18 protein-coding genes and 3 pseudogenes are annotated in these 23,104 nt (G+C 64.8%); 4 read left to right on the top strand and 17 right to left on the bottom strand.

Annotated features, from left to right (window positions below; all coding sequences use genetic code 11):
- Positions 1-11 precede the first annotated feature (11 nt).
- The 7 genes and pseudogenes from OMK73_RS12605 to OMK73_RS12635 form a co-directional block, all read right to left on the bottom strand.
- Positions 12-968, bottom strand: a complete 957-nt coding sequence (locus OMK73_RS12605; protein ID WP_267602358.1) for a sugar kinase — start codon at positions 966-968, stop codon at positions 12-14.
- Positions 965-1,761: pseudogene (locus OMK73_RS12610) on the bottom strand (sugar phosphate isomerase/epimerase family protein). The gene OMK73_RS12605 and the pseudogene OMK73_RS12610 overlap by 4 nt, the downstream one beginning before the upstream one ends.
- Positions 1,758-2,492 carry an amino acid ABC transporter ATP-binding protein gene (locus OMK73_RS12615; protein WP_267602359.1) on the bottom strand — a complete coding sequence of 245 codons (735 nt, stop codon included), beginning with the start codon at positions 2,490-2,492 and terminating at the stop codon, positions 1,758-1,760. The pseudogene OMK73_RS12610 and the gene OMK73_RS12615 overlap by 4 nt, the downstream one beginning before the upstream one ends.
- A complete protein-coding gene (locus tag OMK73_RS12620) occupies positions 2,479-3,129 on the bottom strand; it encodes an amino acid ABC transporter permease (RefSeq protein ID WP_267602360.1) in 651 nt (216 codons plus the stop codon). Before OMK73_RS12620 ends, OMK73_RS12615 begins: the two co-directional genes overlap by 14 nt.
- Entirely contained in the window at positions 3,126-3,884 is a 759-nt protein-coding gene (locus OMK73_RS12625) for an amino acid ABC transporter permease (protein WP_267602361.1), read from the bottom strand. The genes OMK73_RS12620 and OMK73_RS12625 overlap by 4 nt, the downstream gene beginning before the upstream one ends.
- Positions 3,885-3,939: 55 nt before the next feature.
- Complete coding sequence (locus OMK73_RS12630) at positions 3,940-4,743, bottom strand: transporter substrate-binding domain-containing protein (RefSeq protein ID WP_267602362.1); 804 nt, start codon at positions 4,741-4,743, stop codon at positions 3,940-3,942.
- 472 nt (positions 4,744-5,215) lie between these two features.
- Entirely contained in the window at positions 5,216-6,271 is a 1,056-nt protein-coding gene (locus tag OMK73_RS12635; protein WP_267606348.1) for a substrate-binding domain-containing protein, read from the bottom strand.
- Positions 6,272-6,398: 127 nt separating this feature from the next.
- Between OMK73_RS12635 and OMK73_RS12640 the strand changes: the two genes are divergently transcribed.
- On the top strand, positions 6,399-7,763 hold the full coding sequence (locus OMK73_RS12640) for a lysozyme inhibitor LprI family protein (RefSeq protein WP_267602363.1): 1,365 nt from the start codon (positions 6,399-6,401) through the stop codon (positions 7,761-7,763).
- A 33-nt stretch (positions 7,764-7,796) separates the two neighbouring features.
- On the opposite strand, the gene OMK73_RS12645 is transcribed toward OMK73_RS12640, so the two are convergent.
- From OMK73_RS12645 to OMK73_RS12690, 10 genes and pseudogenes are all read right to left on the bottom strand, one after another.
- Positions 7,797-8,195, bottom strand: a complete 399-nt coding sequence (locus OMK73_RS12645) for an OsmC family protein (protein WP_267602364.1) — start codon at positions 8,193-8,195, stop codon at positions 7,797-7,799.
- Positions 8,196-8,275: 80 nt separating this feature from the next.
- Positions 8,276-9,921 (bottom strand): annotated as a pseudogene (locus tag OMK73_RS12650) (NRAMP family divalent metal transporter).
- An 890-nt stretch (positions 9,922-10,811) separates the two neighbouring features.
- Entirely contained in the window at positions 10,812-11,474 is a 663-nt protein-coding gene (locus tag OMK73_RS12655) for a GntR family transcriptional regulator (protein WP_267602365.1), read from the bottom strand.
- A pseudogene (locus OMK73_RS12660) lies at positions 11,428-12,431 on the bottom strand (branched-chain amino acid ABC transporter permease). The gene OMK73_RS12655 and the pseudogene OMK73_RS12660 overlap by 47 nt, the downstream one beginning before the upstream one ends.
- A gap of 37 nt (positions 12,432-12,468) precedes the next feature.
- Positions 12,469-13,371, bottom strand: coding sequence for a branched-chain amino acid ABC transporter permease (locus OMK73_RS12665; RefSeq protein ID WP_267602366.1), 903 nt, complete (start codon positions 13,369-13,371; stop codon positions 12,469-12,471).
- A 73-nt stretch (positions 13,372-13,444) separates the two neighbouring features.
- The gene (locus OMK73_RS12670; protein ID WP_267602367.1) at positions 13,445-14,638 is read right to left on the bottom strand and encodes an ABC transporter substrate-binding protein; all 1,194 of its coding nucleotides are present in this window, start codon (positions 14,636-14,638) and stop codon (positions 13,445-13,447) included.
- A 134-nt stretch (positions 14,639-14,772) separates the two neighbouring features.
- On the bottom strand, positions 14,773-15,495 hold the full coding sequence (locus tag OMK73_RS12675; protein ID WP_267602368.1) for an ABC transporter ATP-binding protein: 723 nt from the start codon (positions 15,493-15,495) through the stop codon (positions 14,773-14,775).
- Complete coding sequence (locus OMK73_RS12680) at positions 15,488-16,246, bottom strand: ABC transporter ATP-binding protein (RefSeq protein WP_267602369.1); 759 nt, start codon at positions 16,244-16,246, stop codon at positions 15,488-15,490. Before OMK73_RS12680 ends, OMK73_RS12675 begins: the two co-directional genes overlap by 8 nt.
- Positions 16,247-16,323: 77 nt before the next feature.
- A complete protein-coding gene (locus OMK73_RS12685; RefSeq protein ID WP_267602370.1) occupies positions 16,324-17,238 on the bottom strand; it encodes a dihydrodipicolinate synthase family protein in 915 nt (304 codons plus the stop codon).
- A gap of 812 nt (positions 17,239-18,050) precedes the next feature.
- Positions 18,051-20,024, bottom strand: coding sequence for a phosphatase PAP2 family protein (locus tag OMK73_RS12690; protein ID WP_267602371.1), 1,974 nt, complete (start codon positions 20,022-20,024; stop codon positions 18,051-18,053).
- Between the two features lie 560 nt (positions 20,025-20,584).
- On the opposite strand from OMK73_RS12690, the gene OMK73_RS12695 reads away from it, so the two are divergent.
- The 3 genes from OMK73_RS12695 (at position 20,585) to OMK73_RS12705 (ending at position 23,052) form a co-directional block, all read left to right on the top strand.
- A complete protein-coding gene (locus OMK73_RS12695; protein ID WP_267606349.1) occupies positions 20,585-20,983 on the top strand; it encodes a hypothetical protein in 399 nt (132 codons plus the stop codon).
- A 282-nt stretch (positions 20,984-21,265) separates the two neighbouring features.
- Complete coding sequence (locus tag OMK73_RS12700) at positions 21,266-22,474, top strand: efflux RND transporter periplasmic adaptor subunit (RefSeq protein ID WP_267602372.1); 1,209 nt, start codon at positions 21,266-21,268, stop codon at positions 22,472-22,474.
- Entirely contained in the window at positions 22,471-23,052 is a 582-nt protein-coding gene (locus OMK73_RS12705) for an ABC transporter ATP-binding protein (protein ID WP_267602373.1), read from the top strand. Before OMK73_RS12700 ends, OMK73_RS12705 begins: the two co-directional genes overlap by 4 nt.
- Positions 23,053-23,104 lie beyond the last annotated feature (52 nt).

Here is a 23,104-nt window from a genome sequence, read left to right on the forward strand (position 1 = left end):
TTGCTGTGGTTTCACAGGCTGGCGGCAGCCAGCAGGGCACGGGTCGGCAGGCCTTCCGTATCGCCCCGTACCTGCACCGCCCGCGCGCCGATCCATGCGCCTCGCCGGACGGCGTCGGCCACCGGCCGGCCTTCCAGCAGCGCGCTGATGACGCCCACGGCAAAGCCATCGCCGGCGCCGACGGTGTCGACAACACGCTTGACGCTGAACGCCGGGACATGGCCGGTGCCGGCCTCGCCATCGAAGTAGGCGCCGTCTGCGCCCAGCTTCACGACTACCAGCCTGGCACCGCGTTCACGGTAGAAGGCGGCAATGCGTTCCGGCTCGGCTTGCCCGGTGAGGAAGCGGCCTTCCTCGATGCCGGGCAGCACCCAGTCGCACTGTTGCGCCAGGTCGTTCAGCGTCTCGCGCATCATCTCGGGCGTGGCCCACAAGGCGGGCCGCAAATTGGGATCGAACGAGATCGTGCGGCCGGCAGCCCGCATGGTGGAGATGGCCTGGCGCGTGGCGGCCTGCGTGCCTTCGGCGAGCGCAGGGAACACGCCGGTGACGTGCAGGTGCCGTGAGCGCCGCAGCCACCTGTCGTCGATGTGAGCAGGGTGCATGCGGCTCGCCGCCGAGCCGCGGCGATGGTACTCGACGGGCGGATCACTGCCGTCGTCGACCCGGCCCTTGAACTGAAAACCCGTGCGCTCGCCGGGCTCGCACACCACCTGGCTGCAATCCACGCCTTCCCGGCGCATTTCACCGAGCAGGTAGCGCGCCATCGAATCATCGCCCAGGCGGCTGGCCCAGCCGACCTTCAGGCCCAGGCGCGACAGGCCAATGGCCACATTGGTCTCGGCACCTGCGGTGCGCTTGTGAAAGGTCTGCACGCCTTCGAGCGGCCCGGCTTCGCCGGCCACCAGCATCAGCATCGCCTCGCCCAGCGTTACCACGTCAAGACCGACGTCAAGATCGGGGCTCATGCGGGGATCTCCACCGAGCGCAGCAGTTCGACATGACTACGCGTGACCCGCACCAGGTCTTCCAGGTCTTGCCCTTGCAGCGGAAACTCAATGGCGCGCGCAACGTCGGCGGGCAGGCGGCGCAATACGCTGCGCCACGGGGCCGCCGATTGGTCCAGCGGCACCGCGATCCACTTGGCAGGCGTGCGCAGCACGCCTTGCAGTGCACGTAGCCGACCTGGGCGGCGAAGGCCTGCGCGGCATCGAGCGGATCCTCGCCCGTCCAGTGCCAGTTACCCATATCGAAGGTCATCGGCACGCGCTTGCCGAGGGCCGTGGCACGCGCGAGGAAGTCGCGCAGCGGCGGTACGGTGCCGGCACGGGCGGTCTGGTCGTTCTCCACGACGAGTTCGATGCCGTCGTGGCGCAACCAAGGGAGCAACCCTTCAAGCGCCGTGCCTTCGCGGTAGCCGCCCAGCGACATCTTGACCCGGGTGGCACCGATCGCCAGCGCCGTCGTGAAGGCCCGGTCGAGCGCGGCGGCATCGAGGCTGCCGGTTTCGCTCCAGAGGCCTTCCGGGCTCGACCAGACCACGGCCAGCCCGTGCTGCTCGGCGACCTCGCGCTGTTCCCTGACTTCATCGTTGTGGCCGCGCTGGAGTTCGCCGCGGTATTCCACGCCGTCCGCGCCTGCTGCCGCGGCAATCCGCGCCAGCGCGGCCTGTCCGTCGCGGCGGGCGAGGTCGGCGCCATAGGCGGTGAGCGAAATCAGCACCGGCGGCGGGGAAGAGCTACCTTGTTGGCGCTGGGTCATTTCAGTGCTCCAGCGCTCAGGAATTGCTGCAGTTCCGGTGTCCGCGGCTGTGCGAACAGCGCCTTTGACGGGCCCGCCTCATGCACCTTGCCCTGGTGCATGAAGATGGTGGTATGCGCCATGCGGTGCGCGAACTCCATCTCATGCGTCACCAGCACCATGGTCATGCCGGAGGCGGCCAGGTTTTCCATCACACGCAGCACTTCCGCCGTCAGCTCCGGATCGAGCGCGGAGGTCACCTCGTCAAACAGCATCACCTTCGGTTCCATCGCCAGCGAACGGGCGATGGCCACGCGCTGCTGCTGGCCGCCCGAGAGCTGCTCGGGGTAGCAGTCCTTCTTGTCCAGCAGGCCGACCTGGGTCAGCACCTGATCGACGATGCCGTCGATCTTGCCCGCGGCCATCTTTTTCACGATGGACGGCGCCAGCGCGATGTTCTCGCCCACGGTCAGGTGCGGAAAGAGGTTGTAGCTCTGGAATACCATGCCTACGTCGCGGCGCAGGTCGAGCAATCGCTTCCTGTCGTGATCCAGCTTGTGGCCAGCGACCGTGATATTGCCGGCGTTGATCGCCTCCAGCCCGTTCAGGCACCGCAGCATGGTGCTCTTGCCGGAGCCGCTGCGGCCGATGATGGCGACCACCTGGCCCGGTTCGATAGCAAACGACACGCCCTTCAGGACTTCGACGGGGCCGTACGACTTGTGCACGTCTCGTGCTTCAACGATGGGCATGGAGCCTCCTTTCCATGCGCCTTGCTGCCGACGAAAGCGGGAAGCAAAGCGCGAAGTAGATAAGTGCGACGACGACGAAGACCGCGAAGGGCTGGAAGGTCGCGTTGTTGATCAGTTGGCCGGCGCGGGTCAGTTCGATGACGCCGATGATGGAAGTGATCGAGGTGTTCTTGACCAGCTGGACCGAGAAGCCCACCGTGGGCGGCAGGGCCAGCCGGACGGCTTGCGGCAGCACGACGAAGCGCAGTTGCTGCCAGCGGGTGAGGGCGAGCGCTTCGCTGGCCTCCCACTGCCCTTGCGGCACGGCCTCGATGGAGCCGCGCCAGATCTCGCCAAGATAGGCGCTGGCGTAGATCGACATCGCCAGCATGGCCGCGACCATCGGCGACAGCTTGAGGCCAAGCACGGAGAGGCCGTAGTAGCTCAGGAACAGCACGATCAGCACGGGCGTGCCTTGCACGACCTGGATATAGACCGTGCTGGCGAGGCGTAGGAAGGCGCTTCTCGAGGTGCGCGCCAGCGCCACCATGAAACCGGCCAGCGTGCCGCCGATAGCGGCCAGCAAGGTCACCCACAGCGTCCAGCGTGCTGCCAGGAGCAGGATTTCAAGATGATTCCAGGAGAACTCGGTGATCATTTTGCGCTCCCTGCAACCGCCGGCGTCAGCTGCGCATGCGCCATGGGCTGAACGCGGGCAGTGCGCGCGACCTTTCTAGCGCGTGCCACCACGCGGCGCCGCCTGAAAACGAGATTGCCGATCAGGGCGAACATGGCGCGCAACAGCAGGGCCAGCCCGATATAGATGAACATGACGAGGATGTAGCTCTCGAAGGTGCGGAAGGTCTGCGAATCGATCTGGCTTGCGACCGCCGTCAACTCTTCCACCGAAATCGCCGACACTACGCTTGAGGTCAGCATCATCAGCGTGAACTGGCTGGTCAGTGCCGGATAGACCTTCTCGAAGGCCGGCACCAGGGCGACGTGGCGGATCAGTTGCCAGCGCGTCATGCCCAGCGCCGCGGCGGCTTCGAGTTGCGAGCGGTGAACCGCCTGCAGGCCGGCCCGGATGATCTCGGTCGAGTAGGCGCCGAGGTTGACGGTCATGGCAATCACCGCTGCGGTGATGGCATCGATCTGCAGGCCGACGGTAGGCAAGCCGAAGAAGATGATGAAGAGCTGGATCAGGAACGGCGTGTTGCGGATGGCCTCGACGTACGCCCTGGCGGCGCGCTGGAGCCAGGGACCGCCGAAAGCGGCGGCAATGGCGCCGGCTGTACCGACCAGGGTGCCTAGCAGGATCGAGCCGAAGCTGAGCGCCAGCGTCATGGCCGCGCCCTCCGCGAAGCGATCCAGCTGCGACAACACCGGGGTCCATTCAAATTGGTAGTTCATGCGGGTCTCCTGGCGCGCCGGCTGGCGCTGGCGCGCAACGTCGGGCTTGCCGGGTTCAGAACGTCTGCAGCGCGGGCAGTGGCTTGCCGGTCCACTTCTGTGCAATGGCGTCGAGTTCGCCATTGAGCTTGACGTAGGAGATGGTGGTGTTGAGCCACTGGCGCAGCTCGAAGGCGTCCTTGCGCACGGCCATCGAGTTCGGTTGTACCGAGAAGGCGAACTTGGCGTCGAACTTGCCGGCGCCGCGTGCCTTCATGATCTCGTTGCCGGTGGTGCTGGGCAGGGCGATGGCGTCGACCTGGTTGCTGATCAACGCTTGCGCGCAGGTGGCGTCATCCTCGAAGCGGACGACATTCATGCCCGGCACGGCCAGCCGGGTCAATGCCGTGTCCTGCGTGGTGCCGCGTGTCACGCCAACCTTCTTCTTCCCAAGTTCGGCCAGCTTGGCGTACTTGGCCGCGACAGGCGCGAAGAGGGTCAGCTCGAAGGCGCTGTAGGGCGAGCTGAACATGATGGCCCGCGCCCGCTCGGGCGTCGGCGCCAAGGTAGCGACCAGGAAATCGACCTTGCCGGCTTCCAGCGCCGGAATCCGGCTGGGCGAAGTGAGCGGCACGATATCGACCGGCACGCCAAGGTATTTGCCCAGCAGGTTGGCCACATCGACGTCATAGCCGGCGGGCTTGCCGGTGGCGTCCGTGGTGCCGAAGGGCGGCGCACCGGTCACCACGCCGATGGTGACCTTGCCCCGCTTGACGATCTCGGCGACGGTCTGTGCCTGGACCCCGATCGAGGCGCTCGCCAGGACCAGCAACGTGAGCACGGGCGCGGCCATGTGGCGCAACAAGCGTTGGATATTCATCTATGTCTCCTGCACGTTCTGTGGAATGTGTCGCTGGCGTCGCAGCGCTCGGCAAATACGGTTCTGAAACCGGTTTCAGAATTATAGGAAACCGGTTTCAGATCTCTAGCGGTGGAAACCCTTAGGGGTCGGAGCGGGGGAGCGGGGGAGTGGTTACGCTGTCGTGCTGGAAAACACCGCGGGCTTCGCTTGAAGTGGCTCCTAGCTAAGCCACCCCTCTCCCCGGCCCTCTCCCCCTGAGGGGAGAGGGAGAGACAGTCGTCATGGCGCGCGGATTTGGCCCGTTCGGCGGCTTCGGCTAATGCTTCAGGTCCGTCAGCAGTCTGAGGCTGCCTAAGCGGCAGCCTTCGCTTGCTGACCAAGCCGGATCTGCGTTGTCGTGCTCCCCTCTCCCGCGCGCGGGAGAGGGGCTGGGGAGAGGGCGGGCGCTCGTTACGCCGGCGCGCGGCAAGGAACCACTGCAGGGTTCCTGTCAGCCGCGGCGTGTCGACCCGCGCTTGACCAGGGTCCCGGGCAACAGGACCTGGCGCGGCGCAAGCTGCGCGCCTTGCAGGCGCTCGATCAGGCAGTTGGTAGCGACGCGTCCGATATCGTCGGTCGGCTGGGAAATGGTGCTCAGGCCGGGGCCGACCAGGGCGGCCCATTCCGGATCGTCGAAACCGATCAGGCCGAGGTCGACGCCGAGTTGCCACCCCAGTCTGGCTGCTGCGCCGGCCACGCGTAGCGAGATCACCGCGTTGGCCGCCAGTACGGCTATGGGCGCCTTGCCGGCACCACGGCGCAGGGCGCGCAACGCTTCATCCAGGCCATCGTCATCGCTGGTACGGGCTTCGAAAACGGTCCCGCTCAGCGAGTCCGCCTGCTCCGCGATGAAGTTCTGGAAGGCACGGGCCCGCTCGTTGCGCGAGCTGATCGCCTTGATTGGCTCGCTGATGAAGAGCAGGTGCCGGTAGCCGGCTTCGAGCAGGTGCCCGGCAGCCGCCTGGACCGCGGAAAGGTTGTCCAGGGCGACCAGGTCGACCTCCGCGTCGCCAACCTTACGGTCGACCAGCACCACCGGTTTGCCCAACTGCGCGGCATCGGCGAGGGCACCGGCGTCGTGGCCCAGCGTGTGCAGGATGAAGCCTTCGACCCGGTAGGCCGACAGCGAGCGAATGGCTTCGCGCTCCAGTTGCTCGTCATTGCCGAGATTGAACAGCATCACCATGTAGCCCGCGTCCCGGCAGGCCTTTTCCACGCCACGGAGCACGGCCACCGAGAACGAGTTGGAGACATCCGCCACCACCAGCCCGATCAGGCGTGACTTGCCACGCTTTAGCGCCTGCGCCATGGGACTCGGGCTATAGCCCAGCGCGCGTACGGCCGCGGCGACGCGCGCCTCCACGTCGGCGGACAACTGCTCGCCGCCCCGGTTCAGATAGCGCGAAACGGTGGCTTTCGATACCCCCGCATAGGCGGCAACGTCCTGAATGGTGAGTTTCCCTGCGGGTTTCGAGGTGGACTTGGGCTGAGTCACAGGGCGCGGCATAAGGAGGATAAGTCTCGGTGAAACCAGTTTCACAGTTTTCACGATTATGCCTCGTGCTTGCATCGATTTGCCAGCACATAGCAGGCCCGCTGACGCATGGCCAGCGGGTTGGGAATTGCCGATCACCGTGGACAGAGGCACCGGAACGATCGAGGGCGTTCAAGCAGGGGGCGCCAAGGCGGGGCGCTGGGTCGTGGGCCGGGCAGGTCGATTGCGACTTCTTCCAGCAGTCATCCGACACTGTCCGGCCGCTTCCCGCCAGATCCCTCAACCGTATTTGGCGGCGCCGTCATCCGATTTGCGCCTAAGCTCGGCGTGGAGGAGCCTGTTCAGTCTTGGCCGCAATGATTCAAGCACTCAAGCACTCAAGCACTCAAACAACATCCGGGTGATTTATGGGCAGATCGATGTCGCGCAGGTTCGCAACCGGGGGACTTCTGGCCGTGTCTCTTGTTTTTTTAGTGTCGCCCTGGTGGGATGCGGCCAGTCCAATGGACCCAGTCAGACGACTGCCGCACCCGATCCCGCAACCGTCAAGACAACGGCCTTCCTGGGTGACATCTCAGGCGTGTGGTCAGCGCGCAGCATTGGCGTCCTCACGCTCGCCTATGATGGCCAGAACAAGACCCTGCAGGTGATTGCCGACGACACGCCCATTGCCGCCCGCTTGGGGGATGTCGACACGCAGTCAGAAACAGCAAATCTCCTCGTGACCCTCAAGGAAACGAACAAGGAGGTGGTCTGGACGCTGCGTCGAGTATGGGACGCAAGCAAGACGACATTTCATCTCGCGTTGATACTGAACGATGGCGAGTCCGTCGATCTCTCATTCATTCGAAAGATCGGCGTCGATGACAAGAACCGCATTGCCAATATCTACAAGGAGCAGGAGCAAGCGCTATCCACGCAGCGCGAATCGCTAAAGGATAAGGCAGCAGCCGAACTGGCAAGCAGTGCGCCTCCCCAGAGGATCGGCCCGACCCTGGCCCCTGCGCCAAATGCACCCGCCACGCCCCTGAATAGCGCCAAAGACGGTGTTCAGGCTGCTGTCGCACCGTCAGAAGATCGGCTCCGTGATTGCCAGGCGACGAAGATGGAGATCTATAAACGCCGGTATAAGGCATCCGTCGGCAACCAGGCCCCGGAACGGCAACCAAGCGCGGAACAACAGCAAGCCACGATGGAGTTGGCTGCTGCCGGCGCAACGCGCTCGTGCGAGCGAGAACTCACGGCGCTGGCGACCGGTCGACCCTCGTTCGACTGTGCCAAGGCATCAACGGCGGCAGAATCCCTGATCTGCAGCGACCCTCAGTTGGCTCAGTTGGACGTAGTGCTCGGTAACGCTTACGCCGCGGCAAAGCTCTTCGCGCCTGACAAAGAAGCTATACAAAGCGCTCAGGTCGAATGGCTCAAAGCACGCAACGAATGCCAGGATGTCGCTTGTGCCAGGAAATTGTACGATTCACGAATTTCCGCATTGAAGGCGCTTTGAAGCCGCACGGGCGAACAGGCCGAGGCTTGCCTTCTACTGGAGTATCGTTTCTATGCTTGTGGTGCCCTTCAAGAACAATGTCACCGGGGTTCGCTCACAGAGCTCGGCAAGTTGGGCACGTTCAGCTTCACCAAGTTTGCCATCCACCGAGACTTCCCGGAGGATGAAACGGACATGACCGAGTTGCTCGAAGGTGGCAAAGACACGTATTTGCCCGAGGTCCCATTTCTTGCGCTCAGCGTACATCTTCAGTGTGGCCGCCGTGCACGAAACGAGCCCGCAAAGAACAAACGCAAACGGCTCGGGGCCACGGTCTGCGCCGCCAAGCTTTGCCGGTTCGTCACCCGTGAGAACATGGTTGTCTACCTGAAGGCTCACCAGGTAGTTGGGGGCATTGGCCTCGATCGTGGCAATGGCTTGTGCGCTATGCATGGCATATCTCCCAGGAACATGACCACACGAATCGCCTGCGGCATGGCACCCCAGGCAAAACGATGGGTGCGTATCCAGCACTAAGCCGTTACCAGATTGACGATGCGGACCAGGACCAACCCGGCTGCCACAAGCAGGTAGCCTCGCAACACGAACATCCATACCTTGTTCAGTAGCGTAAGCCTCGGCGCAGGCAACGCCTCCAGAGGAGGCATGGTCCAGCTGGCCCGGTCAGCCACATATGGCAACTTCGCGGGAGTTTCCCCGGACGCATGGTGCTTCTCATAGAGTTTAGCCAGTACCGACACGATCAGCGCGAGCATGGCTCCCCCACCAAGATGCCCAGAATCTCCCGCTCGCCGATCTGCGGGAATAGCACCGATGCCGTCAGGATGATGGAGAGCGTGACCAGGCCCGCCACCACCGTGCCCGTGAACAAGTTCGTCCAGCGCCCATTGACCCACGGCCCGAGCACAGCTTTGTCATTGCAAAGCAACAGCAGGAACACCGTGGCACTGGGCAGGAGAATGCCAGCCAGGGACTGGACCGCATTGGTGAGCAGCCCTAGCGGCACGCCAGGCGTCAGCACCAGACCGGCTGCCAGCAGGGTTAGCCCGAAGTAGACGGCGTAGAAGCCCTTGGCTTGCGCTGGCTTGCTGTGCAGGGAATGGCGCACGGCAAAGACATCTCCCAACGCATACGCCGTTGACAGGGAGACGGCGCAGGCGCCGATGATGCTCGCGTCCAGCAAAGCGATGGCGAACAGAACGCCGGTCAGCCGGCCCGAATGCTTCTCGAGCCCGACGGCAGTACCCAGCGCGTCGGTGTAGTTTCCGAATCCGGCCGTGCCGCGAAACGCCTCGGCGCTGAAGGCAATCATGGCCACCGCGCCAGCGATGACGAGTGCAATGCCCAGCCAGAGATCGGTCTGCTCATAGCCGATGAAGCGTGTCGTAATCCGCTTGTCAATGACGTAGCTCTGCTGAAAGAAGAGTTGCCATGGTGCCACTGTGGTGCCGACGATAGCGATGATCAGCAGCATGACCTCGCTCAGTGGCGCATGCGCTGGCATGGCCGGGACGAAGAAGCCTCGCGCGACCTGGCCTAGGGCGGGGTGCACCAGCAGGAATACAGGAATCAGTGTCAGGCTCCCGGCGACAAGACCCATGGCGAACCGCTCGAAGCGCCGGAAATCTCCGGTCGAAGCGGCCAGCATCACGAGCAGCGCCGAAGCGCAAACGCCCCAGCTGCGGGGGATTCCCAGGTACTCCAGCGCGAGGCTGATGCCAATGAACTCGGTCACCAGTGTCAGCGCGTTGACGAGAAACAGGTCGATGACGCTGAAGCTGCCCCATAGCCTGCCGAAGCGCTCGAAGATGAGCCGAGCATGACCCACGCGGGCCACGGCGCCGAGTCGCACCACCATCTCCTGATTGACGTAGAGCACGGGTATCAACAACAGCAGCGTCCACAAGAGCGTCGTGCCGTAGTTCTGCCCCGCCTGCGCATAGGTACCGAAGGCCCCAGCATCATTGTCTCCCACCATGACAATGAGGCCGGGGCCAAGAATGGCGAGTAGCGTGTTGAGCCTTTGGCGCCATCCGGTGCGAGGGCCGGTGTCGTGCTGGGAAATCGTCCCCAGAGCGCCTCGAATGTCACCGTCGTGCGCCTCATCAAGCGCTTCTTGATGAGGTGGGGCAGCCATGTCGGTAATGAAGTTCGCCATTTTCGTTCTCCTCGGGATTTATGCTTTTGCTCGTTGGTGACGCTGGCGTTGCGGCCTGCACGGCGCTGTTATTGGAGGGTCCGGTTTATCCGAATGGCGGCGTCGGCGAATTCCCGATTGGTTTGTGGCGCGCGCGCATCCGAAGGCCGAGAATGCGGACTGTTTGTGGACGCCATGCTGGAGGTGCCTGGGTCAACCCGGAGGAGGGAAGGGAATGCCAGCCGCGCGATGAGGGCGAGCATCCGGCCAGGTGGGGTGAGAATCTTGCGCATGCTCGACTCCTCACTGCCCCATAACGCTGTAACGCGGTTCGCAGGGCAGCACAGCGCCAGATGGTTCTGGCGGGATACGACAAAGGAGCGGGGCTGGCCGAATGGCCTGATGACACCGCTGCCTTACCTTGCAGGCAAGACAGCGGTCGGGGAACGACGGATGGCTTGCCTAGAAACGATACAAAGGTCGACTAGAACAACTGTCCACTTGGTTTCCTCTTTTGGTAGCTAAGCCAGGCCCGGCTCGCTCAAGGCAGAGCGCTCCGGGTCTCAACATTGGACGTCAGGCACGACCTAAAATTCCCCATGAACGCGCGTGCCGATGATTTTCGTTGGCCCGCGGTCATGGCGCCGCCGGGGTTCTGGATCAGCTGAAAATCGGCGCGCGGCATCCCGCCCTTGACCGGCTGGAAGCTGTAGAACGCATCGATGGTCCGCTCCCTGGGTCGGACGGCCCATCTGTGCTCCGGCCAAAGCCGCCAGTCGGCCTGGTCGTGGGGGCGCGCAAGAAGTGTCCGCCTTGAAGAGCGCCGAACTTCCGCTCCGGGCGCCATTGGGCACGGCGGCATTGGGCGCGGACTGGAAGCTGGCGCGGCGCCTTATCCTGTGCCGCACCGCTCAGTTGTCGATGACCCGGCGCGCAAACCGCTCCAGGTAGTCCAGCAGCGCATCGGCTCCCGCTTGGGCGGCTTTTTCGTCACCTGTGGCGATGCCCCGGGCCAGTTCCATATGGAAGCGGGCGCCTTCCTTGATCTCGCCTTCGTGCTGGTAGGCGTACCAGAACCGCCGGCATTGCACGATCAGCGGAATGACCGCCTTGACCGCCGAATGGTTGCGGGCGGCATGGTGGGTGACTTCGTCCAGCTCCCGGTCCGCTTCCATATAGGCGTCGAGCCTGCCGCGCACCGCCGCTTTCTCCATGCGCTCCGCGCAGGCCAGGATGGCCTTGCGCTCCACCGCGCTGGCCCGCCGCGCTGCGCATGCTGCGATGACGTGTTCCAGCACGCGGCGGGTCTGGATCACGTCGAGATGATCCGCCAGGTCGATATTGGAGACCAGCAAGCCGCGCCGCGGCTGCTGCACGATCAGTCCGATGGACACCATGCGCAGCAGTGCCTCGCGCACGGGCGTGCGGCCCAACTCGGTCAGCTCGGCCAGCTCGGCCTCGTTGACCGGGCTGCCTGGCGTCAGCTGCAAGGTGCAGATCAGCGCTTCAATGGCGTCGTATGCAACGTCAGCGGCCCGGCGCTTTGCTACGGATGGTCGGGAAGGATGATGCATTGTCTCTCTTGGTTTGACGACGTTCCAGCCATGCCTGCAGTTCTCCCACGATCCCCAGCCGGAAGAACGACACGCATACAACAAAAGTGAACCCGATGATAATGGTGACCATGCCGCCCAGCGCGGCGAGGTAGTTCTGCAGGCTGACCACCAGGGCTGCGCCGACCACCGGCCCCCATGCCGTGCCCAGGCCGCCCAGCAAGGTCATCAGCAAGACCTCGGTCGACGTCGACAACATGACATCGTTGAGCGACGCGAGCTGCAGCACCAGCGCCTTGACCGAGCCCGCCAGCCCGGCGAGCGCTGCGGAAAGCATGAAGGCGTAGAGCTTGCAGCGGTCGGTGTCGTAGCCCAGCGAGACGGCGCGGGGGCATTGTCCCGCAGCGCCTTGAGTACCTGGCCAAACGGCGAGTTGATGATGCGATGGATCGCCAGGAAGCCCAGTACGAAGACAGCCAGGGTGAAATAATACATGTGGTTGTCGGACGCCAGGTCGATGAAGCCCAGCAGCTTGCCGCGCGGAATGCCCTGCATGCCGTCCTCGCCGCCCGTCCAGGGAATCTGTACGGCCAGGAAGTACGCGACCTGCGATAGCGCCAGCGTAATCATCGAGAAATAGATGCCCGTGCGGCGGATCGCCAGGCTGCCGATGATGAACCCGATGGCCGTGGCAACCAGCACGCCCGCCAGGATCGCCAGCTCCACCGGCAGGCCCTTGTCGGCCAGGCGGATCATCAGGATGCCGGTGGTGTAGCCGGACCAGCCGAAGAACGCCGCATGCCCGAAAGAGGTCAGGCCGGTAAAGCCGATCAGCAGGTTATAGGCGAGCGCAAACAGTCCGAAGCAAAGCACCTTCATGATGAACACCGGGTAGACGATGTCCGGGAAAGCGGGGGCTAGCAGGGCGGGCACCAGCAGCACCAGCAGGATGCGGATGGATAGAGGGACACCCTTCACACCCTTCACACTATTCACACCATTCAGCTTATTCACCTTAATTCTCCTTGCCGAACAGGCCGGCGGGACGCGTGAGCAGCACCAGGGCCATGATGACGAACACCACCACGGTGGACGCTTCCGGGTACAGCAGCTTGGTCAGGCCCTCGATCAGGCCAAGGCCCAGGCCGGTCAGGATGGCACCCAGGATGGAACCCAGCCCGCCGATCACCACCACGGCAAAGACGATGTTGAGCAGGTTCGATCCCATCAGCGGATTGATCTGCATGGTCGGCACCGCCATGACCCCGGCCACGCCCGCCAGCGCCACGCCAAAGCCATACGTCAGCGTGATCATCAACGGGATGTTGACGCCAAAGGCCTGCAGCAGCTTGGGGTTCTCCGTGCCGGCGCGCAGCAGCGCACCCAGCTTGGTCCGCTCGAACAGGTACCAGGTGCCGGCGCAGATCGCCAGGGAGAACACCACCACGAAGGCGCGGTAGACCGGCAGGTACATGAAGCCAAGATCCACGCCGCCTTGCAGCAGGGGCGGCGGATCGTAGCTGGCGCCGGAGATCCCGTAGAAGTGCCGGAACAATCCCTCCAGCATCAGCGAGACGCCGAAGGTGAGCAGCAGCCCGTAGAGGTGGTCCATATGGTAAAGCCGCTTGAGCAGGGTCTTTTCCAGCAAGATGCTGACGGCGCCCACCAGGATTGGCGCCAGCACCAGCGCCAGCCAGAAGTTGATCCTGAACTCGGTGCCCAGCAACGCGGGGAGCTGGGTGAAGCCCATCCACGTGAGGAACGCGGCAACCATGAACTGCGCGCCATGCGCGAAGTTGATGATATTGAGCAGGCCGAAGATGATGGCCAGGCCCATGCTCAGCATGGCGTAGAAGCAGCCGTTGATCAGGCCAACCAGCAACTGGGCCAGCAAGGCCTGCGAAGTGATATCGGACATGGTGTGTGCAGGAAAAGGGTAGGCAAGTGGCCAGCCAGCCCGCACCGGGCCCTGGCCGGATAACGCGCTTGGCCTACCTGGTGATCGGGCAGGCCGGATTGATCGGCGGGAACACGTCGGGGCCCTTCAGCACAGCCTTGACCTTGTAGTAGTCCCACGGCGCCTTGGACTCCGCCGGCCGCTTGACCTGCAACAGCAGCATGTCGTGCACCAGCGCACCATCCTCGCGCAGCTTGCCGTTGCGGATCACCGCATCGTTGATCGTCATCTTGCGCAGCTGCGTCATCACCGCCTTGGCCTCGTCGGTGCCGGCAGCCTGCACCGCCTTCAGGTAGCTGAGCGTCGCCGAGTACACGCCAGCCTGGGCCGCGGTGGGCATGCGCTTGGCCTTCTCGAAGAACTTGCGCGACCACACGCGCGACGGCTCGTCGTAGTCCCAGTAGAAGGCTTCGGTGAGGTACATGTTCTGCGCCTTCTCCAGGCCGATGCTATGGATGTCCGAGATATACGTCAGCAGCGGCGCAACGATCTGCTTGCGGGTGATGCCATACTCGTTCGCCTGCTTGATGGCGTTGACCGTGTCGTTGCCGGCATTGGCCAGCGCGATCACGTCCGCCTTGGACGCCTGCGCCTTGAGCAGGAACGATGAGAAGTCATTGCCCGGGAAGGGGTGGCGCGACATGCCCAGCACCTTGCCGCCATCGGCATTGATGACCTGGGTGGCATCGCGTTCGAGCGAGTGGCCAAAGGTGTAGTCGGCGGTGATGAAGTACCAGGTCTTCTTGCCTTCCTTGACCAGCGCCCGGGCCGTGCCGGCCGCCAGCGCATAGGTGTTGGCCGTCCACTGCGCATTCAGGGGCGAGCATTTCTCGCCCAGGATCGCGGTGGCCAGGCCGGAAGAGGGCATGGTGACACGGTTCTTCTGCCTGGCGATTTCCATCACCGCCAGCGCCGTCGACGCCGTGGGGAAGTCCGTCACCATGTCGACCTTGCCCTGGTCGAACCAGCTGCGGGCCAGGTTAGCCGCCACGTCCGGCTTGTTCTGGTGGTCGGCGAAGACCACTTCCACGGGTTTGCCCAGCACCTTGCCGCCCATCTCTTCCACCGCCAGCCGCGCGGCAATCACGGATCCTTGCCCGGAGAGGTCCGAGTACACGCCGGAGAGATCGTTGAGCACGCCGATCTTGACCGTGTCGTCGCTGACCTGCGCATGCGCGGTGCAGGCAAGGCAAGCGGCCGCGGCCGCCGCGAATTCTTTGAGCTTCATGACTTTGACTCCATTAGGGGATTCGTGGAAAAACGATCTGCCGTACTAACTGAATGCCAACTGAATGCGAGATGAATGCGAGCCGGATGCAGATGGATTGCGGATGGATTGCGGATGGATCCGGGGTGCGGCCGCTAGATACCCAGCAACGCATTGAGCCGATCCTGCTTGGCCTCCACCTCCGCGCGCTCGATCACCTCCACCACCTCGCCGTGCTCGATCACGTAGTGGCGGTCCGCCAGGTGCTTGGCGAAGCGGAAGTTCTGTTCCACCAGGACCAGCGTGAAGCCGCGCGCCTTCAACTCGCGGATCACCTCTCCCAGTTTCTGCACGATGACCGGGGCCAGGCCTTCGGTGATCTCATCGAGCAGCAGCAGGTTGGCGCCGGTACGCAGGATGCGGCCCATCGCCAGCATTTGCTGCTCGCCGCCGGAGAGCCGCGTGCCGGGGCTGCCGGCGCGCTCCTTCAGGTTCGGGAACATGCCGTAGATCTGCTCGACCGACATGCCGTCGTTGCCGACCTTGGGCAGCAGGGTCAGGTTCTCCTCGGCGCTGAGCGAGGCGTAGATGCCCCGTTCCTCCGGGCAGTAGCCCACCCCCAGGTGCGCCACCTTATGCGGCGGCAGGCCGATGACTTCCTTGCCCGCCAGCTGGATCGACCCTGTGCGCCGTCCTACCAGGCCCATGATGGCGCGCAGCGTGCTGGTGCGGCCCGCGCCGTTGCGGCCCAGCAGGGTCACGCACTCGCCGGGCATCACTTCCAGGTCGATGCCCTGCAGTACGTGGGACTCCCCGTACCAGGCGTGAAGGTTGCGGATCGACAGCATCGGCTGCACGGAGCGGGCGTGGTCATGCATGGTCTTCGGTCCCCATATAGGCTTCGCGCACCGCCGGATCGACCGAGACCGTGGCGTAGGGGCCTTCGGCAAGGATTTCGCCACGCTGCAGTACCGTGATGGTGTCGCTGATGTCCGCCACCACCTTCATATTGTGTTCCACCATCAGGATGGTGCGGTTGGCCGACACCGTCTTGATGAGATCCTTGATGCGGTCGACGTCTTCATGCCCCATGCCCTGCGTGGGCTCGTCGAGCAGCAGCATTTCCGGGTCCAGTGCCAGCGTGGTGGCGATTTCCAGCGTGCGCTTGCGGCCGTAGGGCAGGTCCGCCGCCAGCACCGAAGCAAAGGCGGCAAGGCCGACCTGCTCCAGCAGCGCATGCGCGGGCTTGTTCAGCGCGCCAAGCGTGCCGATGGAGCGCCAGAAGTGGTAGTCGACGCCGAGCTTGCGCTGCAGCGCTACCTTCACGTTCTCCAGTACCGTCAACTGTGGGAACACCGCCGATATCTGGAAGGAACGCACGATGCCGCGGCGCGCGGTCCGGGACGGTTTCTCCTGCGTGATGTCATCCCCGTTGAACAGGATGCTGCCCTGCGTCGGGATGTGGAACTTGGTGAGCAGGTTGAATACCGTCGTCTTTCCTGCGCCATTGGGGCCGATCAGCGCGTGAATCGAGCCGCGCCTGACTTTCAGATCCACGTTGCGCACGGCAACGAAGCCCCGGAACTCCTTGGTGAGTTCCTTCGTCTCGAGAATGATGTCCTGGGTCATGCGGAGGGTCGAATGAACGAGTGATCGGATGCGCGAGAAAGACGCTGGCCGGGACGGGACGCCGCGGCATGCGGGCCTCAGGCCACGGATTGATACTTCGCCGGGCGCGTGGCCAGCGCCTTGGCAACGATCTGCTCGATGGCCTCGCGCTCGGCGCCCACCAGCGGCAGGCGCGGGCGGCGGACGTTTTCATTGCCCACGCCAACCAGCGTTTCCACCAGCTTCAGGTTCTGCACCAGCTTGGTCGAGACATCGAGATGCAGCAGCGGCGTGAACCACTGGTAGAGCTTGAGGGCCTCGGTGTAGTTGCCGGCCTTGACCAGGTCATGGAGCGCCACCGTCTCGCGCGGGAACGAGGTGACCAGGCCGGCCAGCAGGCCGTCGCAGCCAAGGGCAAGGCCTTCGTACGACAGGTCGTCCACGCCCAGGAACAGCTGGTAACGGTCGCCGACCGTATTGCGCAGGTCGGTGATGCGGCGGATGTTGTCCGTGCTCTCCTTGATGGCGACGATCCATTCGCAATCCGCCAGCTCCGCCATGTGTTCGGGCTTCAGGTCCACGCGGTAAGCCACCGGGTTGTTGTAGACCATGACGGGCTTCTTCGCGGCTTGCGCGATGGTGCGCACGTTCTGCATGGCCTCGCGCGCGTCGGCCACATAGATGACGGACGGCATGACCATGAAGCCATCCACGCCCAGCTCCACCGCGGCCTTTACATAGCGCAGGGCGTCCCTTGTGCTTGTCTCCGAGACATTGGCCAGCACCGGCACGCGGCCGTTGCTGGTCTTGACGGCAATGTCTGCTACCTGGAGCTTTTCTTCCAGGCTCAGCGTGCTGGCTTCGCCCAGCGAGCCGCAGGTGACGAGGCCGTGGACCCCGTTCTTGATGAGGAACTCGATGTGTTGCGCGGTACCGGCGGCGTCAAGGCTTTCGTCCGCGTGGAACTTGGTGGTGATGGCCGGGAAGACGCCTTGCCAGCGTGGATTGCTCATGGGAACTCCTTCGGTGTCAGGTGTGGACGGATCGCATTTCCCGGCTTGTTCCCCGGGCTCGTAAATATATTAGCAACATATTTCAAATATGTTCGATAGGGTACTACAGCAGTATCTGTGCCACCGCGGGGAGGGTAGCTTTTCGAACTTTTGGGCGCGTTTTTGCCTCAGTCTGGCGCGTGCATGCCCGCCTGGGATGAATGGCGGAAGAGGGCGCGCACCAATACCCGGCGGCATGGTGGGGGCGTGCCCATTCGCGGTGCCGCTGACGGCAAGCGGCCCGGTGCCTCGGGTATTGGTGCCGGGAGGATCGGGAATTGCGCTGGGATGGGCCAGCCGGTGTACGCGGTCTCCCTGGCGGGAACCCGGCCAGCAGGGGCGCGTTGCGCTAGCAACAGCGACTGGAGAACACCACGGGCTTCGCTTCAAGTGGCTCCTAGCTAAGCCACCCCTCTCCCCGGCCCTCTCCCCCTGAGGGGAGAGGGAGAGACAGCCGTCGTCATGGCTCGCGGGTGTTGGCCCATCCGTCGGCTTCGTTCTGTGCCGCTGGTTTGCTCCCCTCTCCCACTTGTGGGAGAGGGGCCGAGGGAGAGGGCGGGCGCTTGTTTATGCCTGCGTGCTGGAAAAAACCGAGGGCTCCACTTCAAGTGGCTCCTTGCTAAGCCACCCCTCTCCCCGCCCCTGAGGGGAGAGGGAGAGACAGCCGTCGTCATGGCGCGCGGCTTTGGCCTGTTCGGCGGCTTCGGCTTGTGCACCAGGTTTGTCGGCAGGCTGAAAGCCGCCCGAAGGCGGCTTTCTTCGTTGTCACAATATCAAGCCGTCCCGTCGATCCGCACCGACAAGCCCGTGGCCGTGTAGATGGCCGTGGTCTTGTACCCCGGCACCGAGATGGTGGTGAACTGGCCCTTCAGGCTGGCGCTGGAGAGCAGGCTGATGGTGTCCCCCACCGACGGGCGGAAGCCGCTGCTGAAGTTCACCGTCAGCGTGCCGCCCGCCACCGTGGCGATGCCGCTGACCGCCAGGCGGCCGGCGCCGCCGCTGCCCAGGTCCAGTTGCAGCGTGGTATTGGCCAGCTGCGTGTAAGCGCCGGCGATCACCAACTGCGCGTTGACGCTGGAAGCCAGCGTGCCGCCGCCGAGGTAGAGGTCGCCTTTGCCGAATGCGGTGGCCGAGAGGGCCTGCAGCGTGCCGGCGGCGACCTGCGTGCCGCCGGTGTAGCTGTTCTGGCCGCCCAGGCGCAGCGTGCCGCTGCCCTGCTTGTTCAGCTTGCCGGCGCCGCCGATGTCGTTGCGCCAGGTGTCGAGCGCATTGAAGCCGCCCTGGGAGGCATCCATATTGACCACCACGTCGCCGTTGAAGGCGCCGTAGCCGTCCGCCGCGGCGAACAGGTTGAGGCGGCCCCAGCCTTCGGCGTCGTCCATCACCGGATAGCCCGACGGCATCGCCGTGGTCTTCAGCACCACGCGGCGCTGGTTGGCATCCAGGTACGGCAGGCGCGTTTCCAGCAGCACCTCGGCGCCCTTGGGCACCACCGCCGGCTTGGTGGTGTCGGCGATCTGCGCGAAGCCGAAGGTCATGCGCCGGTTGTAGTTGGCCTTGTTGGTGGCGTAGTCCGCGAAGCGGTCGGTGGCCGTGGTGCCGGAGTGCGCGAAGTCGTTGAAGGCCAGCTTGGTGTCGGTCCTGGCCGCGGCCATCAGCGTGCTGTGGGCCTGGTCATAAGCGGCGGCCTTGCGCGCGGCGTTGGCGCCGGTGGCGATGCTGGCGGCAGCGGTGGCCTGGCCCAGCATGCGGCCGCTGACCACGTCCAGCGGCGAGTGCATGCCGGCGACGATGCGGTTCTCGCCCAGTTCCAGGCCGCGCGTGACCATTTCCTGGAAGCGCTCGGGCACGGCGTAGGCCATGGCGATGGCGTCGCGCACGGCTTCGGCGGTGTGGCCGCTGGTGAAGCCGCCATCGGTGGCGGGCGTGCCGCTCTTGGCCGGCTCCAGCGCGGGGACCACCTTGACGCTGCTGCTCCAGCGCCACGGGCGCGCGTACTTGTAGAAGCGCTTGGCCGGCTCGGTGGAGCCGTTCTCGCCGATGTTGCTCACAAAATCCACCACGGTGCCAAAGCTGGCGTTGGTGCTGCCGCCCACGCCGACGTTGTTGCCGCCGTCGTTGTACAGCACGGTGGTGGCGTCGCCGGCGATGCTGGTGATGGTGGTGGTTTGTTGCGCGGCGGCCTGCCAGGTGGCCGTCAGGGGGCCCAGGCCGTCGCTGACGCTGTAGCCCTTGTTGCGGCGGTCGTCCAGGTAGGCGGCCAGTTCCTGCGCGGCGGTGCGCTGCGCGGTCACGTTGGCCACGTACTGGATGTTGGCGCCGAGCACGCTGGCGTTGAGGATGGTGCCGTCGGTACTGTCGCCGGGGATGCCGGTCCAGCTGGACGCGACCACGGCGGGGAAGCTGCCGTTGGCGGCCGCGGTGACGCCGGCATCGACGATCAGCGTGGGGGGCTTCCACAGGTCCAGGAAGCCGGTCAGCACGCGCACGCCGGCGTTGGTTTCCTTGGTGGCGTAGCGCGCGTCGCCGCGCTGGTTGGTGTAGGCGTAGTCCACGAAGGGCAGCACGGCGGCCCGGTCGGCTACCGGTGCGGAGTCGGCGAAGCCCAGGTCCTTGGGCGCGGCGGGGATCGACAGCGGCTGCGCGAGCGCGGAGGTGGTGGCATCGTCGCCACCGCCGCAGGCGGTCAGCAACATGGCGCCGATCAGCGCGGCGGTCAGGGCACGGAGGGAGCTTGGAGGAAACATGAGGCGCTGGCGCTAGGGCCGGTGGCATTGGGATCGGCGGAATGCTACGCAGCCATTGTGTACTCATTATGACTATTAATGCACTTCTGTGGTGCGCTTCGGAGCGGGAGCCACTTCGTCTCAGCCGACGGTCGATCGCCGCCCGCATGACGCTCGAAAAGGGACAACTGCTCGGTGGGCATCGCGATGGGAACGCGAGTGCAGGTCCCTCCCAACTTACCCGGTGGGCCACGATGTCAAGGCACCGTATGCCATTCGCATAGGTTGCAGCGCACCGAGACCCTTGTCGCGCGGATGCTATCCTTCCCGCCGACACGCATCAAGACAGAAGGCATGCGAAAAAGCTGGCAACGATGGCGCTGACAACGATGGCGTCTTCCTGTTCGACCGCGGAAGAGGGTGTCGGCTGATATGACGCGGGCCCATTGACTCCGTGGCCTGGCAATCGAGAGGGAAGTCAGCACGTCAACTGTTTTGGCCCGTCGACCAAGCCGTTTATCCGAGACCACGCGGGCATGGTGCGCATTGCCAATGCCCGCCAACAATGAGCCATGGCCCAAATGCCGCCGTACCTCGATTACCCCGCCCTGATGGCGCTTGCCGTTCGCTCAGAGAGCGTGGCGCAGGCGTGCTCGTGCTGCAAGACGCTTTCGTCTGCTAGGGAAAGCCAGCCCGTCTCCTATCCGGAGGAACAACTCCGCGAAGCCGGCACGCTGCGGGCGGCTGACGATGAATCAAACGACGAACCGACGTTTGACGAATACCATCCGGACCGCACGCAGTTCTGGTCTCCGGCTGCGCCGATCGCCCCGCGGTATTTTCCATATAACCGGTGCGACGTCTGGGAATGTACCGTTTGCGGCCGCCACTTCTTGCGCTACGTCGAGGGCGGCGGCTATTTCGTTGACCGACGGATTCGCCAGCTTAGGGCTTCGCTGGTGGTCGATGCCGCGCTCTGAAGCGCCCGACGAAATCAGCAGTCCCGCCACCAGTAGCGGAAACGGCACGGCACGCGCCTTCTTCGTCTGCTCCTTTTTGCCCCGGCGCTTGCGCGGGGCGGCAAGCTGCATCCGTCACATCGATAACGAGGGTGCTTTGCAATCCTCTTGGTGACGCGCAAGGCTTAAAAGCACACCGTTGCCCGCAGGGTTCCAGTTCGTCACATGTCTGCCTATTCTTAGTGGTGAGAGTGCATCGTCGTGTCCAACGCAATGCGGACCAGGCTTGCTACTCATTACCCCATGACAGACCATTCCCCCTCAGCGCCGGACCGGGCAACGCGCCGCCGGCTTGCCATCCGCCTCTCGGCTGCCGCCGCGGTGCTTGCATTCATCGTCTGCGCAGCCTGGTATGCGACCCGGGCCGAGCCGGTGGCGGTGCAGACAGCCAGGGTCGACACGGGGCGGGTCGAGGCCACGGTCGCCAATACCCGGGCCGGTTCGGTGTCCGCCTGCCGGCGGGCAAAGCTGGCGCCGCCGGCGGCAGGGCGCATCGAGGTGCTGAAAATCCGCAAGGGCGACCGCGTGAAGACTGGCCAGGTCCTGCTGGAACTCTGGAACGAGGACCTGCTCGCGCGCGATCGCCTTGCCCAGGAGCAGTTGCTGACGGCCACGGCGCATGTGCGCGAAGTGTGCGAACTGGCCAAGGTGGCGGCCAGCGACGCCAGGCGCTCGCGCGGGCTGGTGGCCAGGGGTTTTATTTCCTCCCAGGCCTTGGAGCGGGCCGACGCCGACGCCAGCTCCAGGAGCGCCGCATGCGAATCCTCCAAGGCCCAGGTGAAAGAGGCCGGTGCGCGGATCGCGGGATCCCGCGCCGATATCGCGCGCACGGTCCTCAAGGCGCCTTTCGACGGCGTGGTCGCCGAAGTGAATGGCGAAATAGGCGAGTACCTGACGCCGTCGCCGCCCGGCATCCCGACACTGCCAGCGGTGGACCTGATCGACGACTCCTGCCTCTACGTGTCGGCCCCGATCGACGAGATCGACGCGGCGCGCCTGCGGGTGGGCATGCCGGCACGGGTCACCCTGGACGCCTATCGGGGCAAGCACTTTGTGGGCAAGGTGCGGCGCGTCGCGCCCTATGTGCTGGCCCAGGAGAAGCAGGCCCGCACCGTCGAGGTCGAGGTGCAACTCGACAACCCGGACCCGGCGCACTACCTGCTGGTCGGCTACAGCGCGGACGTGGAGATCGTGACCGACGCGCACGACCCGGTCTTGCGCGTCCCCACCACGGCCCTGAGATCCGGCAATGCGGTACTGGTGCTGACCGCCGGGGGCAAGCTGGAGGCGCGCAAGCTCGATACCGGGCTATCCAACTGGGAGTTCACCGAGGTAAAGGCGGGCCTGGAGCGCGGCGCGCGGGTGGTCACCTCGCTGGACCGCAGCGGTGTCCGCGCTGGCGCCGCCGCTGTCGAAGAACAGCCGGCCCCCGCGGGAGGCACGGCGAAATGATCCGGCTCCAGGGCATCAAGCGCGCTTTTGCGCTCGGCGGCGAGACGGTGCATGCGCTGCGCGGCATCGACCTCGCGGTGGCGCAGGGGGAATATCTCTCGATCATGGGCCCATCGGGCTCGGGCAAGTCCACGCTGCTCAATATCCTGGGCTTGCTCGATCGCGCCGATGCCGGCACCTATGCGCTTGACGGCCGCGACGTGACCGCCTTGCCGGACGACGAACTGGCCCGGCTGCGACGCCAGAAGATGGGCTTCGTGTTCCAGTTCTTCCACCTGGTGCCGCGGCTGTCTGCCGCGGGCAACATCGAGCTGCCGATGGTGCTGGCGGGCATGGATCCGGCCGAGCGCCACCGCCGCCTGGCTGCGCTGCTTGGCGAATACGGCCTGCAGGACCGCGCCGGGCACCGGCCGGACCAGCTCTCGGGCGGTCAGTGCCAGCGGGTTGCCATTGCCCGCGCCATGGCCATGCATCCACCGGTGATCCTAGCCGACGAGCCAACGGGCAACCTGGACCGGCAGACGGGCCAGGACGTCCTGGCGGTGCTGGAACGCTTGCACGCGCAGGGGGAACGCTGATCCTGATCACGCACGATCCGGAGCTCGGTGCCCGCGCGGCACGCCAGCTGCG

It is taken from the genome of Cupriavidus sp. D39, assembly GCF_026627925.1.
Lineage (GTDB): Bacteria > Pseudomonadota > Gammaproteobacteria > Burkholderiales > Burkholderiaceae > Cupriavidus > Cupriavidus ulmosensis.